This is a genomic window from Barnesiella sp. WM24 (genome assembly GCF_004570975.1).
In the GTDB taxonomy this organism is placed as follows: domain Bacteria; phylum Bacteroidota; class Bacteroidia; order Bacteroidales; family Muribaculaceae; genus Muribaculum.
This window is the reverse complement of the sequence record NZ_SPPC01000003.1, coordinates 256177-273249: the sequence shown is the minus strand read 5'-3', so window position 1 is coordinate 273249 and position 17073 is coordinate 256177. Positions and strand designations below refer to the sequence as shown.

Sequence of the window (17073 nt, the reverse complement as noted above, 5' to 3'; positions counted from 1 at the left end):
ATCATATGGCAGGCCTTTACATACATATCCCTTTCTGTCATTCAAAATGCAGCTATTGTGACTTCTATTCAATGCCCTACACCAAACACACCGATGCCTATGTGGATGCATTGATACAGGAGTGGCACATGCGCAAAAGTGAAATATCGGCACCTTTCACTACTGTGTACATAGGTGGCGGAACCCCGTCAATACTTCCTCCCGAGAAGTTGAAGCGGCTTGTTGAAAGCTTGCCATGTGACAACTTGACCGAGTTCACTATCGAGGCAAATCCGGAAGACGTGACAATCGATTATACACGGTTTATCAGTAATCTTGGAATAAATCGGGTCAGCATCGGCATACAATCATTTTCCGACACGGAATTAAAAATGATAAACCGCCGTCATTCAGGAAAGGATGCAGAAGAAGCGTTACTCGCCCTGCGTCGCGGAGGGATAAAAAACATAAGCGGCGACCTCATATACGGTCTTCCGGGACAGACAATCAGCTCATGGCAAGAATCGCTTGACCGTCTTGTTGACAGCGGTGTCGAACACATATCAGCCTACTCACTGTCTTACGAGCCGGGGACGCGGCTTCACGCAATGTTATCGTCAGGAAAAATAATTGAGACCGATGAAGAAACAGTCAATGAGATGTATCTTCGCCTGACAGAAACATTGCGGAAGGCAGGATATGAGCATTACGAGATTTCAAATTTCGCTCTTCCGGGGAAAAGAGCGGTCCACAATAGTTCATACTGGCATTTCACCCCATACCTCGGACTTGGCACTGCGGCACACAGCTTCGACGGAACGACCCGACGAGCCAACCGACGAGGGATAGGAGCATATATAAATGCAATCTCGGCAGGCAATCCATTTTATGACGTAGAGACAGAGTCGGCCGACGAGCTGTATAATGATTATATAATCACAGCATTGCGCACAGCAGAAGGAATCAATAAACAGCACTTCTCCGATCAGTTTGGCGCCAAAGCCCTCAATTCGCTATTGGAAGAGTCCCGTCAGTTCATCAATACGGGGAAAATAATTGATACGCCTACATCCGTCTACATAGATGAGGCGGCATTTCTTGTGTCTGACTCTATTTTTGTCGAACTTATACACTGATTGACCACCATGCATATACTTCTCGCCTGTGCAAAACTAATGAACGATGTGTTTCCCACCCGACATGTCATCAACGCTACCGAACCAAGATTTCTAAAAAACGCAGAAATGATAGCGCGACAGCTTGCCGGTTACACAGTAGATGAATTGCAACATATATTGAAAACCAACAGAAGCATTGCTGTTGAAAACTATATGCGCTACCGGAATTTTGACATCAAGTCAGCCCGACATCCTGCCGGGTTCATGTATAACGGCATGGTTTTCAAAAGACTGATGCTTGAGAATTTCAACGACGAGGATCTTGTTTATGCCAACGACAATCTTACTATCTGCTCCTTTCTTTACGGGATGCTCCGTCCACTTGACCTAATAAGCTCTTACAGGCTTGAAGGTAATGTAGAACTTCCCTGTACCGACGGCAGGCCAATGACAGAGTATTGGCGACCGCTGTTGACCGACACCCTTATCAAGAGCGTCAATGATTCGGGAGGGACGCTTGTCAATCTCGCAAGTGCGGAGATGAAAGGACTTTTTGACTGGAAGCGCGTTGAAAAAGAAGTAAATGTGGTGACTCCATCTTTCAAGGTACTGAAAGGAGGAAAAGAATGCACAGTCACAATATATGCAAAGATGTGTCGTGGCGAAATGGCACGCTACATACTGCTCAACAGAATCGACAGTATCTCTGGCCTAATTAAGTTTGAGTACGAGGGATTCAGCATCAGCAATCCCGAAAAACTTACTTTTCTCGCTCGATAGTCCTTACCACACGACATGGATTACCGACGGCAAGCGACCATGACGGTATGTCCCGGTTTACGACACTCCCCGCACCGATAACACAATTATCGCCGATAGTAACACCGGGTAATACAGATACCCCGGCACCAATCCACACATTATCTCCCACCGTTATCGGTCGGGCGTATTCAAGACCTTTGTTACGCGCCTCAGGATCAAGAGGATGACCGGCGGTATAAAAGCCGCAATTTGGCGCGACAAATACATTGTCACCAAATGTCACTCTACCTCCGTCAAGTATCACCATATTGACATTGGCATAGAAATTATCGCCGACGCTTATATTATAGCCATAGTCACAATAAAACGGCTGCTCTATAAGTAAGCATCCCTTTACATGCCCAAGCAACCTTTTGAGAAGAGATTCCCTTGCCGGCATATCGCCCGGAGACATGCTATTGTATTCATGACACATCTCCTTACATCTCAGCCGCTCTTTTATAAGCAGCGGGTCATAATTGGCATCATATATCATGCCGGCAAGCATCTTATCCTTTTCCGTCATTATTTCTTTCTATTATTTTGACAAAACTTTCGGGAAGCCTTACATTATACAATTCAAGCGCGTCGGCAAAAAGAGGGGCAATCTCTTCGTCGGTAAATCCGGCTATGCCGCAACCTATGCGGGTAACATAAAACGTATTCTGGTCCCACTCTCGTGCAAGCTTGATAAAATCATCCACATAAGGCTTTATTGTGTCAACACCACCCTGCATGGTAGGTATCGCATAAGATTGTCCCTGTATGCCGACCCCTTGCCCCCATATTGCACCGAAACGCTCATAGGCAACCCTTGCGGCACCTCCTGCATGCATTCCGGCAAGATTACTCCCAAATACAAAAATATCATCTTCTTCGAGTGATGTAATATTTTCCGGTGTGTACTTCATCTTTACATTAATATTTAGGTTACAAAAATTGTCACAAAGATAGCAATGGATAGCAATAACAATTATCCCTCATTTTATGTTTTACAACACACTTCTTGTCGCCATTTAAAATAATTTGCTAAATTTGGAATGTTTTATAGCTTATATACGTAATTCTGTGATTTATTTTTTTATTTATTAATTGAAAATGGTAAAAGGAATTTTCTATTCATTGATGTTGCTGGGCTCATCCCCGGCAATTGTCGCTGCTACGACAGGCGATTACGGATTACCCGAAAAAATCCGGGAAGGCAATATCCTTCATTGTTTTGACTGGACCTGCTCTCAGGTCAAAGAAGAATTACCGGCAATAGCAGAAGCCGGATTCGGAGCCGTGCAGCTGTCACCCGTACAGGGCAACTGCAATTCAGGCGCCGAATGGTTTTACGCCTACATGCCCTATGACTTCGCGTTCCGCTCCTCAGGAGTAGCCGCGACTAAGACAGAGTTAAAATCGTTATGCGACGAGGCGGCAAAGTATGGCATCAAGATTGTGGTCGATGTGGTCGCCAATCATGTAAACAAAGCCTCAGGCTATCATGACAAATGGTGGGACTCCGATGACCGCGTGCGTTGGCAGGGAGGCATAAATTATAACAGCCGCTACAGCATAACCCATGGTCAGCTTGGAGATTACGGTGATGTAAATTCAGAACGCGAGGATGTACAGCAACGAGCCAAGGCTTTTGTTGAAGAGTTGAAGTCATGTGGCGTTGCCGGTATACGCTGGGATGCAGCCAAGCATATCGGACTTCCTTCGGAAAGATGTGGATTCTGGTCGGCAGTGACTTCTGTGCCCGATATGTGGCACTACGGCGAGATTCTTGATGGACCCGGCGGTGACAAATACAATCTTTTGAAAGAATACACCGACTATATCAGTGTGACCGACTCGGAATATTCGTCATGGACATACAACCAGGTATGTTCAGGCAATGTACCCTCAGGTCATGGAAGCTGGACCGCAAACGGTGTCCCCTCCACGGGCATCGTATATTGGGGAGAAAGCCACGACACATATTCCAATGACGGAGACTACGGGACAAACAGTTCAAATGTGGCTCAAGATAAAATCGACCGCATGTGGGCGATTGGCGCCTGCCGTAACGGAGAGACATCTCTTTACTTTTCCCGCCCGTCAGCGACCAAACGCAACAACATAAGAATGGGACAAAAAGGCAGCACCCACTTCACTTCCCGTGAAATTGCCGCAGTAAACCATTTCAAAAATGCCATGACAGGCAGACCCGATTACTACACTTCATCCGACGGTATAGCTTGTGTCACCAGAAAGGATGGTGGAGCGTGCATTGTGGTAGGTGCCGGCGGTAGCCGTGACGTCACGGTAACAAATGGCGGAGGCTATGTTCCCTCGGGTACATATGTCGATGAAGTGTCGGGCTCGACATTCACCGTTACGCCGACGACAATCAGCGGTCGTGTCGGAGAAACAGGTATTGCCGTGATTTATGATGCCGACCTGCCGTTTGAGCCCGGTGATGACGACGACCCCACCCCCGCCGACATGCCTGATGAGTTTTATATCATAGGAGAAGTCAACGGCAACACCTGGGACCCTGCAATAGGCGTGAAAATGGAAAAGTCAGGAGCTGAATTTGTGGCAGAAGTAAATGTCAAAGGCTATTTCAGCTTCACCAAGGCTCTTGGAAAGGCTGGTGACTGGAACGCGTTCAACAACAGCGGAAACCGCTATGGAGCTACAAAAGATACAAAACTTGACAATGGCACCCCGTCACCCATATACCAGATGTCAGATCCAAGTGCATATACAGTGTCGGCGCCGGGGTCATATACGATAACTGTCAATTGGTCTGACAAGACTGTTGTCGCAAAAGAAGTGGCAGGCATAAATGAAGTCACCATAACCGATGACTCTACTGTCGAGTATTATAATCTACAAGGAGTCAAAGTAGAGAACCCCTCGGGAGGAATATACATCGTCCGTCGAGGTAATAATGTGACCAAGTGCATTATCCCTTAACCTAAAGCGATAGGGTTTACCGGTTTCTGTCACCGGTAAGCTCTATCGCCTCTTTTCCCGTCATGGAATCGATTTCAATACACACGACACACACCACTTTTATAAAGCGTTCAATCTCGTCGTGAGGGTCAATCCCCGGCGAATACTTCTCAGCCAGCATCATCAAGGCATCAAGGCGCTCCCGGCTGTCATCCACAATCCGGGCTTTTCCAAACACAATCACGCTCCTGAAATATGATGTAAATTTCTCCGGAACGACATCATCCTTGTCAATAATACATAACGAACATTTCGGATTACGCGCGATTGCGTCAATCTTATGACCCTGCTTGGCACAATGCACATATATGCACTTGCCATCATACACATAGTTTATCGGCACAGCATATGGGTAACCTTCATCTCCATCCACAGCCCATACCGCTACTTTGCCTTTTCGCAATATATCCATTGTATCACTCTCAGGCAGAAGCTGCTTGAAACGTCGCATCTTATGATTCATCATCCTAAAACTTTTAAACCAATAATTGAATCCAGTTATACATACAATAATACTTTTCCTGACAAATATACCGCATTTCATCAAGACCGGAAAATTTTATGACACATGGCTTAAAAAGCGTGGAGCATAGGATGTGACAGCCAACAAGCAACGCTATATTTTCCATATTTCACTTTTTTGTTGTACCTTTGTCCCCCGAATAATAACATAGAAGATTAATGAGTTACAACTTATTGAAAGGAAAGCGCGGTGTGATATTCGGCGCGCTCAATGACATGAGTATCGCCTGGAAGGTAGCTGAAAAGGCTGTTGAAGAAGGCGCGACAATCACTCTCTCAAATACTCCGGTTGCTGTGAGAATGGGTGATGTAAGTAAACTTGGCGAAAAACTTAATGCAGAAGTAATCCCTGCCGACGCAACTAATGTGGATGACCTTGAGATGGTGTTCCAGCGTTCTACCGAGGTTCTCGGCGGCAAGATTGATTTTGTGCTTCACTCTATAGGCATGTCACCTAATGTACGTAAAAAGCGTCTGTATGATGACATTGACTACGACTTGCTAAATAAAACCCTTGACATCTCTGCTGTGTCATTCCACAAGATGATTCAGGCGGCAAAGAAGCTTGACGCCATAAACGATTACGGAAGCATTATCGCATTGAGCTATATCGCGGCTCAGCGCACAATGTTCGGCTACAACGACATGGCTGACGCAAAAGCTCTGCTTGAGTCTATCGCCCGCAGCTTCGGCTACATCTACGGTAGAGAAAAGCACGTGAGAATCAACACTATCTCGCAATCACCCACCCAGACCACGGCTGGAAGCGGTGTAAAAGGCATGGATTCACTCATGGACTTTGCAAACAGAATGTCACCGCTCGGCAATGCTGACGCAGAAGAGTGTGCCAACTATTGTATCGTCATGTTCAGTGACCTCACCCGCAAGGTGACCATGCAGAATCTTTATCACGACGGAGGATTCTCTAACATGGGTATGAGCCTGCGTGCAATGGATCAATATGAGAAGAGTTTTGACCTTTACCGCAACTCTGACGGAACAATACAATACGGTTAATCAACCCGTATGCCCAAATAAAAAAACTCCGGAGTTCTTATTGAACCTCGGAGTTTTTTTATTTGACTTTTAATCAGAACAACGGGAATGTCGAAGTCGAATACACATATTTGCGTTCAAAATCCTGCTGAGACATAGTGAACATCAATATACCCTGAATCAGCCAGAGAATTGAAGGAATACCACATGTACACAGTGACACTATGAGCGTAATTATGCCTGCAGTGTTCTTACCGACATAGAAATACTGGATTCCAAGTGTGCCAAGAAATATAGCAAGCAAGGCAGCCACTCCACGGCTTTTTCCTGAAGGACCCGGAGAAAATACACTATCCTGATAAGGAGGAGGACAATTGTTTGAATTATTTTCCATCTTGAATACTGTTTTATTGTTAGCAATAATGATTACCTCTATAATGCAAAGTAACTAAAATAATTCTATTAATCACAATTTTTGTATAGGAAATTTTAACGCTTGTCAACATTTCCCTCATAATAATTGATATAGGCCTTATTTACAAGCCTGATGCCACCCGACGTAGGATAGTCACCGGAAAAATACCAGTCACCGGGACATCCGGGAACCGCCTCATGCAATCCTTCAATTGTCTGATATATAATCTCGACTTCGGCATGAGTGTCATCAGGAGTAAGCATCTGCGCTATTTTTTTAGAAATCTTCTCCTCTGAAAATGGTTCGTAAATAGCTTTTACACAGTTTACAAGCTCGCTGTCGGGAGCGTTCTCAAGGGAGATGCAATTCTCATAGACCTTGTTCAGCACATCTTCCCTTCCACTCTCTTTAAGCAGCTCCACTGCGGCGCGGAATGCACAGAACTCTCCCATTCTTGACATATCTATTCCATAATAGTCGGGATAGCGGACCTGTGGTGAAGAGCTGACGATGACAATTTTTTTAGGATGAAGCCGGTCAAGCATCCTTATGATTGACTGGCGTAAAGTTGTGCCGCGCACGATAGAATCGTCAATCACGACCAAGGTGTCCTTGTCATTTTCAACGATACCGTAAGTCACGTCATAGACATGAGCGGCAAGATCATTACGTGACTCACCTTCAGCGATGAATGTGCGGAGTTTTATATCCTTGATTGCCACTTTCTCTATGCGCAGCTTTGTCCGCATTATGTCAAATAACGCGTCACGTGACAGAGCGTCATTTTGCGACAGCTCATATATGCGGTCAGCCTTTGCCCTGTCAAGATACTTTTCAAGACCCTCTATCATGCCGATAAACGCGACCTCGGCAGTATTGGGTATAAACGAGAACACCGAATGGTTCAGATCGTAGTCAACCCCCTTGAGTATCTTGTCGACAAGATTTCGTCCGAGGGCTTTGCGCTCCTGATAGATTTCGGCATCGCTTCCACGGGAAAAATATATGCGTTCAAAGGAACAACGCTCGTTTTTACCCTCTCCCAGTATATCTTCGACTGCAACATCGCCCTTCTTTGTCACGATAATTGCACTGCCTGGTGCGAGCTCATGCACGTCTCGGCGCGGGACATTCAAGACAGTCTGTATGACCGGACGCTCTGAAGCCACTACGACAATTTCATCATCGGCATAATAAAAAGCCGGACGTATGCCATGGGGATCACGCAAAGCCCACATGTCACCGGAGCCGAGGGCTCCGCATATCACATATCCCCCATCCCATCCCGGAGCCGTAGAAGCCAGCACCGGACGAAGGTCAATATTATCCTCAATAGCGACAGCACGCTCGATGCCGTCAAGGCCCTGCTCGGTAAACTGATGATAAAGCCTGTTGTTTTCCTTGTCGAGAGCGTAACCGAGCTGTTCAAGTATTATGACTGTGTCAGAGTATATGCGAGGGTGCTGACCTTTGTCGACAACCGACTGAAATATGCTGTCGACATTAGTCATATTGAAATTTCCACATAGCATGAGTGAGCGCGAACACCAGTTGTTACGCCTCAAAAACGGGTGTACATAACTGATACCGCTGCGACCGGTCGTAGAATACCTCAAGTGTCCCATGTAAATCTCACCGACAAACGGAGCATAGGCATCAACCCAGTCAGCGGAATGATCATTTATATGAACCTGGTCCAACTGCCTATTTATCGTTGAGAAAATCTCCTGAATGGCTCCGGAGCCGAGAGCCCTCTCGCGGAACACATATTCGTGTCCCGCGGGAGAATTCATCTTTATCACTCCGGCACCCGCAGCTTCTTGTCCACGGTTATGCTGCTTCTCCATAAGGAGATACAGCTTGTTCAGCCCGTAAAGATAGGTGCCATATTTTTGTTTGTAATATTCAAGCGGTTTGAGAAGGCGTATCATCGCAACGCCACACTCGTGCTTTAGTGGTTCCATTATTTTGTTTTAAGAAATTTATCAATTCCTTTTGCGGCATTGCGACCTGACGCGATGCAACGAGCCACAAGCGACGCCCCGGTAGCGGCATCACCGGCAGCAAATACCTTCTCGACACTACTCTGTTGAGAGGCATTTACTTTAACGTTGCCTCTTGCATCCTTTTCCACACCGAGCTGTTCAAGCAACCCCTCCGCCACAGGATTGGTAAAGCCCATGGCAAGAAGCACAAGCTGTGCTGACAGCCGCTCTATCTTTCCGGTACGGATAAGGTTCATTTTTCCGGTGGAAGGGTCTTTTTCCCAATTAACTTCCTCGATTTCAACTTCGTCAACCTTGCCATCCTTACCAATGAACTTGCGGGTGTCAAGAAGCCAACGGCGCTCACACCCCTCAAGATGAGAGCTTGATGTCTTTAATATAAGAGGCATGTTAGGCCACGGGGTATCGGGATTCTCCCCTACAGGCGGCTTAGGCATGATTTCAATCTGAGTGACCGAAAGGGCGCCTTGACGATTTGCAGTTCCTACACAGTCACTGCCCGTATCGCCGCCGCCTATCACAAGTACATGCTTCCCTTTTGCCGAGATACGCTCGTCACGCGGCACTTCCACTCCTGCATTTACGCGGTTTTGCTGCTGAAGAAATTCAAGAGCGAAATGAATGCCGTCAAGCTCACGACCTTCGACATTAAGGTTGCGCGGTACTTCGGCTCCGATAGCCACACAAACTGCATCATAGTCACGCAACAGGTCATCAGCTTTTACATCAGTACCGACCAGGACACCGGTCTTAAACTCGATGCCCTCCTCTTTAAGCAGGTCGATGCGACGGTCTATCACACTTTTGTTAAGTTTGAAATCGGGGATTCCAAACCGAAGAAGCCCGCCGACACTCTCATTTTTCTCAAATACAGTCACCGAATGACCTTTCTGATTCAATTGGTTGGCGCAGGCAAGTCCTGAAGGGCCGGAGCCGATTACGGCAACTTTCTTGCCGGTGCGACGCTTCGGCACACGTGGATAGACATATCCCTCATTATAGGCTCGCTCCACGATAGCCGCTTCATTCTCTCGTATTGTCACAGGCTCATGCTGCTTGTTGAGCACACAGCCTTTCTCACATCCGGCAGGACATACCCTGCCTGTAAACTCAGGAAAGTCATCAGTTGCAATCAACAAGGCATACGCGCCCTTTATATCATTCTTATACAGACGGTCCTGCCATTCCGACTGTCGGTTTCCAAGCGGACAATTCCAGTGACAGAACGGGACGCCACACTCCATGCACCTGGATGCCTGAAGACGGCGGTCTTCGGGATTAAGTGTCTGTTCGACCTCTCCGTAATCACGCACTCGGTCACTGACCGGTCGGTAACCAGCCTCTTTACGAGGAATGGTCAGAAACGCTTTAGGATTTCCCATAATATATATTGTAATATTAAGCGGTTCAAAAATTAAATGTCATCAATCTCTCTCCACGTTTGCAAGACGCTGCTGCAAACGCGCCATCTTCTCATCATGAAGCACCTTCTTGTACTCGATAGGGATTACCTTTATAAACTGCTCCACATATTCCTGCCAGTTATCAAGCATTCTACCGGCAAGAGGGCTGTGAGTGTGCTTATAATGGTTGCCGATAAGGCGGTAAAGCTCACGATTGTCAGACATATCCTCAATAAGCGACAACTCTACCATCTCCATGTTGCAGAAATAGTCAAAGTCTCCCTCAGGATTCCACACATAAGCCACACCGCCGCTCATACCTGCGGCAAAATTACGTCCGGTCGTTCCGAGCACTACTGTACGGCCACCTGTCATATACTCACAACAATGGTCGCCAACGCCTTCCACTACTGCGGTGGCGCCGGAATTTCTAACACAGAATCGTTCGCCCACACGTCCATTGATATAAATCTCACCGGAAGTGGCTCCGTAAAGGATGGTGTTGCCGGCTATAATATTGTCCTGTGGCGGGAATGTGCTTCCTGCCGGAGGCACAATGACAATCTTGCCTCCTGAAAGACCCTTGCCCACATAGTCGTTGGCATCACCTTCAAGGCGGAAAGAAACACCATGAGCCAGGAATGCACCGAAGCTCTGTCCTGCCGACCCACGGAAAGTGCAGGCAATCATGTCATCGGGCAATCCCGCGTCGCCGAAGCGCTTTGCAACGACACCCGACAGCATCGCGCCCACTGAGCGGTCAGTATTGGCTATCGGGAACTCGAGTCCGACAGGCATCTTTGACTCAATTGCAGGGAATGAACGGCTTATCAGCTTGCGGTCAAGCACATTGGCAATATCGTGCTTCTGGTCAACAACATTCAATATTGCATTAACCTTTGCCTCAGAAGGCGTGTATAATATCTTTGAGAAGTCAAGATGTGAAGTCTTGTAAGTGGAATGGTCAGGTTTCACAAAAAGCATATCGGTGCGACCGATTATTTCATCGAGACGACGCACTCCTATCTCCGCAAGAGTCTCACGTATTTCCTGCGCAAGGAAACGGAAGAAATTAATCACATATTCCGACCTTCCGACAAAGCGCTTACGCAGCTCTTCATTCTGAGTGGCGACACCGACAGGACACGTGTTGAGATGACATTTACGCATCATCACGCAACCAAGCACAATCAGCGCGCTTGTCGCAAATCCATATTCTTCAGCACCGAGCATCGCCATAATAACAACATCACGCGCTGTCTTCAATTGACCGTCGGCCTGTAGCTTCACCTGTCCTCTCAGATTATTCAATACAAGAGTCTGCTGCGTCTCCGACAGACCAATCTCCACGGGCAGACCTGCATAGCGGATAGAGCTTGCAGGAGATGCACCGGTTCCGCCGTCGCTTCCGCTTATGGTTATAAGGTCGCTCTTCGCCTTTGCCACACCGGCGGCAATAGTGCCGACTCCACTTTCAGAAACAAGCTTCACGCTTACTTTTGCATCGGGATTGACATTTTTTAAGTCAAATATAAGCTGCGCCAAATCCTCAATTGAATAAATGTCATGGTGAGGAGGCGGCGAGATAAGCGATATGCCGGGAATAGAATGACGAGTCTTAGCGATAATCTGGTCAACCTTGAATCCCGGAAGCTGACCGCCCTCTCCCGGCTTTGCGCCTTGCGCAATCTTTATCTGTATCTCATCAGCGTTCACAAGATACTCGGCTGTAACGCCAAAACGGCCTGAGGCAACCTGCTTTATAGCAGAACGCGCCGACGAACCATCCTCGCGCTGCTTGAATCGTTCAGGATCCTCACCGCCCTCACCGGTGTTGCTTCGGGCACCGATAGCATTCATCGCTATACCGAGTGCCTCATGAGCCTCGCGACTTATAGAGCCGAATGACATCGCTCCGGTGACAAAACGGTGCATTATATCCTCTATCGGCTCGACTTCATCAATAGGCACAGGTGTACCTTTCTTAAAGTCAAGGAAGTCACGTATAAATATAGGCTCCGGCTTATTGTCGACAAGCGATGTGAATTCTTTAAATTTCTTGTAACTGCCAAGACGAGTGGCAAGTTGAAGCGTAGTAATCGCAAGGGGGTTCCACGCGTGTGACTCACCATCCTTGCGGAAAGAATACTGTCCAAGATGACGCAACGGCAACTCGCTGTCGAAATCTTCTGAATAAGCCTCGGAATGAGACTTTAGGATGTCACGACACAGGTCGTCAAGCTCGATACCTGAAATCTTGCTTACGGTATTGCCGAAATAACGCTTCACCATGTCGTCAGATACGCCTATCGCCTCAAACAATTGCGCACCCTTGTAGCTTGTAATCGTTGAGATGCCCATCTTTGACATCACTTTAAGCAATCCCTTGTCGATAGCCTTGATATAATTCTTTTCAGCTGTGTGGAAGTCAAGCTGTATCTCCTTTCTCTCTACAAGGTCGTTGATTACCGCAAATGCAAGATAAGGATTGATTGCACTCGCGCCATAACCCGACAAGAGAGCAAAGTGCATTACCTCACGCGCATCGGCGGTCTCTACGACAAGCGCGGTCTGTACACGTTTCTTGCACTCTATCAGATGGTGATGAACGGCAGAGGTGGCAAGCAGCGACGGTATAGGAGCACGGTCGGCACTTACGCTGCGGTCACTCAACACGATATAATTACAGCCTTCGTCAACAGCGGTCTCGGCGTCACGACACAAGCGGTCTATAGCCTCGGCAAGACCGTCAGTGCCTTCCGCCACGGGGAATGTCATATCGAGCTTGCGGGTATTGAATCCCTTGTAGCGAAGATTGCAGAGAAGGTCAAGCTCCCGGTTGGTTATGATAGGACGCTTTAGCAAAACCATCTTACATAACTCAGGATTCGGCTCAAGAAGATTCAGGTCAATAGCGCCGATATAACTGTCAAGGCTCATGACGAGCTCTTCGCGTAGCGGGTCGATCGGGGGATTTGTCACCTGGGCAAAATGCTGACGGAAATAATTATAAAGCAGCTGAGGCTCTTTGGAAAGTACGGCAAGAGGAGTGTCACAGCCCATCGAATTGACAGGCTCTTTTCCATCAACCACCATTCGCGTTATAATATTCTCTACTTCCTCCCTATGATAGAAGAATGTGTGCAACAGTCGCCCGAAGTCATCCACTTCATACGATACCTTACGTCCGCTGCTTATCTTATCAAGGATTATCCTGTTGCGCGACAGCCAGTCGCGGTAAGGAAATTCGGAAGCCAGTTTTTCTTTAAGTTCGGCATCATGATATATTTTGCCTTCTTCCATGTCGACCATCAGCATCTTTCCCGGACGCAAACGACCTTTTTCCTTCACTTCCGAAGCCTCAAACGGCAACACACCCATCTCAGAGGCAACAACCATTGTGTCATTGTTGGTGATAAGATAACGCGCAGGACGCAGACCGTTGCGGTCAAGCATGCCGCCGGCATATCTTCCATCGCTGAACAACAATGTCGCGGGACCGTCCCAGGCTTCCATCAAAATGGAATGGAACTCGTAAAACGCTTTCAGTTCAGGCGATATAGGATTCTTATCATTGAACGACTCAGGGACAAGCATTGCAAGCGCATGAGGCAGCGACATACCGCTCATTACAAAAAACTCAAGCACATTGTCAAGAGACGCGGAGTCACTCATGCCGGGCTGGACAATCGGAGTAAGGTCGGCACCACCGAATTTTGACGGATGAAGCACACACTCACGCGCCTTCATCCACATGCGGTTGCCCTGTATAGTATTTATTTCTCCATTATGACCGAGCATACGGAAAGGCTGGGCAAGCGACCATGTCGGGAATGTATTGGTACTGAATCTCGAATGTACAAGCGCCATACCGGTTGTGAAGTGCGGATTCATCAAGTCAGGGAAATAGTAGCGCAGCTGAAGACTTGAAAGCATGCCTTTGTACACAATCACCTTGGATGACAGTGACACGATGTAAAAAGCCTCTTTCCCTAAAAGCGACGAGGCTGCAATCTTTTTCTCTACACTGCGACGAAGCACATACAGCCTTGGTTCTATCTCTTCATTGGTCTTTTCATCGGCGACAAAAATCTGCTTGATAGCAGGTTCCGCCTCTCGCGCCACAACACCAAGCTGTTCATTGTTGGTAGGGACATCTCTCACTGCAATAAGCGACAGGCCAAGCTCAATAGCCTCGCGCTCTATAATGTCGAGCATAATCTGCTGAGTGTCTTCATCTTTAGGCATAAAGACAAGACCACTTCCGTAACGTCCCTTTTCAGGAACGGCTATACCCTGCAGCAAAATAAATTCATGAGGAATCTGCACCATTATGCCGGCACCGTCACCGGTCTTGGGGTCGGCGCCTTCTGCGCCACGGTGTACCATGTGTTCAAGCACTTGCAAACCCTGCTCTACGAGCTGGTGGGACTTTATGCCCCTTATGTTTACAAGCAGCCCCACTCCACACGCATCATGCTCGAAGCGCGGGTCATAGAGCCCTTCAGGTTTAAGAATAGGACTTCTCATACGTAATAAACTTCCAAAAAAAAACAGAACCGGCACACGATGTTAAGTTACATCTCAAATCGACATCGCGTGCCGGTAATTTTGTATAATATTATCTAATAATAATCGCTTAACGGATAAAGAGGAGTTCACGATACTTGGGCAATGGCCACATCTCGTCGTCAATCATCAGCTCAAGCTTGTCGATATGATAACGGATGACATCCATGCACGGAACTACTGTGTCATGATAGGCAATAGCCTTTTCACGCTCATTCTCGATACGGTTTGCCGACTTGCGGGCATTAACCATCTTCTTGACCTCTTCCATGATGGTAGCCATGTGAGCCGACATGCGCTCGATTGTGTCAAGGTCAAGCTGAGCGAGCTTGTCGCCCTTCTCGTTGGGGAAAAGAGTCTTTAGCTTGAACACATTGTCAGTAAGTACCGACTGATAGCGTATCGCCACCGGAATCACGTGGTTCACAGCAAGGTCGCCAAGCACACGCGCCTCTATCTGAATCTTCTTGGTGTACATTTCCCACTTCACCTCGTTGCGTGCCTCAAGCTCGACCTTTGTAAATACACCGGTAGCTTTAAACATGTCAACCGACGACTCGCTCAGATAAGCATCAAATATCTTAGGCACACATGTCTCGCAATCAAGACCACGGCGTGCGGCTTCTTCCTTCCACTCATCGCTATAGCCGTTGCCGTCGAAATGAATAGATTTTGAATACTTTATAAGTTCCTTGATTTCAGCAAGGAGAGCGTGAGTAAGGTCACCACCGGTAGCAAGGCGCGCGTCAACTTTTTTCTTAAAATCATTAAGCTGGTCAGCCACAGCCGCATTAAGAGCAATCATCGCCGACGCACAGTTGGCAGATGAGCCTACGGCACGGAACTCAAAGCGATTGCCGGTGAAAGCAAACGGAGACGTGCGGTTTCGGTCAGTATTGTCAACAATAATCTCCGGAATCTGGTCCACATCAAGTTTCAAGCCCTTTTTGCCGGCAAGATTGATAAGGTCACTGCTGTCGCTCGATTCAAGATTTTCAAGAATTTCAGCAAGCTGTGTACCCACAAAAATTGAAATGATGGCAGGAGGGGCCTCGTTGGCTCCAAGACGGTGAGCATTGGTGGCTGAGGCAATTGAAGCCTTCAGCAATCCGTTGTGACGATAAACCGCCGCCATGACATTTGCCACAAATGTTATGAACTGAAGGTTGTCTTTAGGAGTCTTGCCCGGAGCAAAGAGAAGGACACCCTTGTCAGTGCCGAGACTCCAGTTATTATGCTTGCCAGAGCCGTTGATTCCCGAGAATGGCTTTTCATGAAGGAGCACTCGGAAATTATGACGGCGGGCAACTTCAGCGATAAGCGACATCAACAGAAGATTATGGTCATTGGCAAGATTGGTTTCCTCAAATATGGGCGCAAGCTCAAACTGGTTAGGAGCAACCTCATTATGGCGAGTCTTTGCCGGAATGCCAAGTTTATGACACTCAATCTCGAGATCAAGCATGAAGGCCTCTACGCGCGAAGGTATGGCACCGAAATAATGGTCTTCAAGCTGCTGGTTCTTAGCACTCTCATGTCCCATCAGAGTACGTCCGGTCATTACCAGGTCAGGACGTGCCGAATATAAAGCCTCGTCTACAAGGAAATATTCCTGCTCCCATCCGAGATAAGAGTTTACATGCTTAACCTCAGGGTCAAAATACTGAGCTACAGCTGTAGCTGCCTTGTCAACACTGTTAAGCGCCCTAAGCAACGGAGTCTTATAGTCAAGCGACTCACCCGTGTAAGAGATAAAAATAGTAGGTATACACAGGGTCTTGTCCATTATAAACGCGGGAGACGAAATGTCCCACGCCGAGTAGCCGCGAGCCTCAAAGGTGTTACGGATACCTCCGTTAGGAAAGCTTGAAGCATCGGGTTCCTGCTGCACAAGCAGCTTTCCGTTGAACTGTTCGACCACACCCCCTTTACCGTCATGCTCAATGAAAGCGTCATGCTTCTCTGCTGTACCGTCGGTCAGAGGATGGAACCAATGGGTATAATGGCGCGCGCCATTATCAATTGCCCACTGCTTCATGCCGGCAGCCACACTGTCGGCAACCTCACGAGGCAACGATTTTTTGTTGTCGATGGCATCGACCAATACATCATAAGTATTTTTGGGCAGATACTCAAACATCTTCTGACGGTTGAATACATACTTTCCATAATACTCTGTCGGGCGTTCCGTGGGGATTTCCACAGGCATCGCCTTACGGTCAAATGCTTCTTCTACAACTTTAAATCTCAACTTTGACATAAATAAATAATTA

12 protein-coding genes are annotated in these 17073 nt (G+C 47.4%); 4 read left to right on the top strand and 8 right to left on the bottom strand.

Going from position 1 to position 17073, the window contains the following annotated elements:
- The first annotated feature begins 5 nt into the window (after positions 1 to 5).
- Both hemW and E4T81_RS04445 read left to right on the top strand, forming a co-directional pair.
- Entirely contained in the window at positions 6 to 1115 is a 1110-nt protein-coding gene (gene hemW, locus E4T81_RS04450) for a radical SAM family heme chaperone HemW (RefSeq protein WP_167761685.1), read from the top strand.
- Between the two features lie 9 nt (positions 1116 to 1124).
- Positions 1125 to 1877 carry a YaaA family protein gene (locus tag E4T81_RS04445; RefSeq protein ID WP_135041801.1) on the top strand — a complete coding sequence of 251 codons (753 nt, stop codon included), beginning with the start codon at positions 1125 to 1127 and terminating at the stop codon, positions 1875 to 1877.
- Here E4T81_RS04445 and E4T81_RS04440 read toward each other — a convergent pair.
- Together E4T81_RS04440 and E4T81_RS04435 are read right to left on the bottom strand one after the other, a co-directional pair.
- On the bottom strand, positions 1858 to 2424 hold the full coding sequence (locus tag E4T81_RS04440; RefSeq protein WP_135041799.1) for a sugar O-acetyltransferase: 567 nt from the start codon (positions 2422 to 2424) through the stop codon (positions 1858 to 1860). The genes E4T81_RS04445 and E4T81_RS04440 overlap by 20 nt on opposite strands.
- Positions 2408 to 2809 carry a hypothetical protein gene (locus E4T81_RS04435; RefSeq protein WP_135041797.1) on the bottom strand — a complete coding sequence of 134 codons (402 nt, stop codon included), beginning with the start codon at positions 2807 to 2809 and terminating at the stop codon, positions 2408 to 2410. Before E4T81_RS04435 ends, E4T81_RS04440 begins: the two co-directional genes overlap by 17 nt.
- 187 nt (positions 2810 to 2996) lie before the next feature.
- Here E4T81_RS04435 and E4T81_RS04430 point away from each other — a divergent pair, with 187 nt between their 5' ends.
- The gene (locus E4T81_RS04430) at positions 2997 to 4850 is read left to right on the top strand and encodes an alpha-amylase family glycosyl hydrolase (protein ID WP_135041795.1); all 1854 of its coding nucleotides are present in this window, start codon (positions 2997 to 2999) and stop codon (positions 4848 to 4850) included.
- Positions 4851 to 4866: 16 nt separating this feature from the next.
- Here the strand turns inward: E4T81_RS04430 and E4T81_RS04425 are convergent, their stop codons facing one another.
- Positions 4867 to 5352 carry a pyridoxamine 5'-phosphate oxidase family protein gene (locus tag E4T81_RS04425; RefSeq protein WP_135041904.1) on the bottom strand — a complete coding sequence of 162 codons (486 nt, stop codon included), beginning with the start codon at positions 5350 to 5352 and terminating at the stop codon, positions 4867 to 4869.
- Between the two features lie 218 nt (positions 5353 to 5570).
- Here E4T81_RS04425 and E4T81_RS04420 point away from each other — a divergent pair, with 218 nt between their 5' ends.
- On the top strand, positions 5571 to 6428 hold the full coding sequence (locus E4T81_RS04420) for an enoyl-ACP reductase (protein WP_135041793.1): 858 nt from the start codon (positions 5571 to 5573) through the stop codon (positions 6426 to 6428).
- Between the two features lie 73 nt (positions 6429 to 6501).
- On the opposite strand, the gene E4T81_RS04415 is transcribed toward E4T81_RS04420, so the two are convergent.
- The 5 genes from E4T81_RS04415 to E4T81_RS04395 form a co-directional block, all read right to left on the bottom strand.
- Positions 6502 to 6801 (bottom strand): TM2 domain-containing protein, encoded by a 300-nt coding sequence (locus tag E4T81_RS04415; protein ID WP_135041791.1) that lies wholly within the window; start codon positions 6799 to 6801, stop codon positions 6502 to 6504.
- Positions 6802 to 6896: 95 nt separating this feature from the next.
- A complete protein-coding gene (locus E4T81_RS04410; protein ID WP_135041789.1) occupies positions 6897 to 8786 on the bottom strand; it encodes an amidophosphoribosyltransferase in 1890 nt (629 codons plus the stop codon).
- Entirely contained in the window at positions 8786 to 10210 is a 1425-nt protein-coding gene (locus E4T81_RS04405; protein WP_135041787.1) for a glutamate synthase subunit beta, read from the bottom strand. The genes E4T81_RS04410 and E4T81_RS04405 overlap by 1 nt, the downstream gene beginning before the upstream one ends.
- Positions 10211 to 10252: 42 nt before the next feature.
- Positions 10253 to 14761 carry a glutamate synthase large subunit gene (gltB, locus tag E4T81_RS04400; protein ID WP_135041785.1) on the bottom strand — a complete coding sequence of 1503 codons (4509 nt, stop codon included), beginning with the start codon at positions 14759 to 14761 and terminating at the stop codon, positions 10253 to 10255.
- Between the two features lie 109 nt (positions 14762 to 14870).
- Positions 14871 to 17060: a glutamine synthetase III gene (locus tag E4T81_RS04395; RefSeq protein WP_135041783.1), complete on the bottom strand. Its 2190-nt coding sequence runs from the start codon at positions 17058 to 17060 to the stop codon at positions 14871 to 14873.
- Positions 17061 to 17073: the final 13 nt, after the last annotated feature.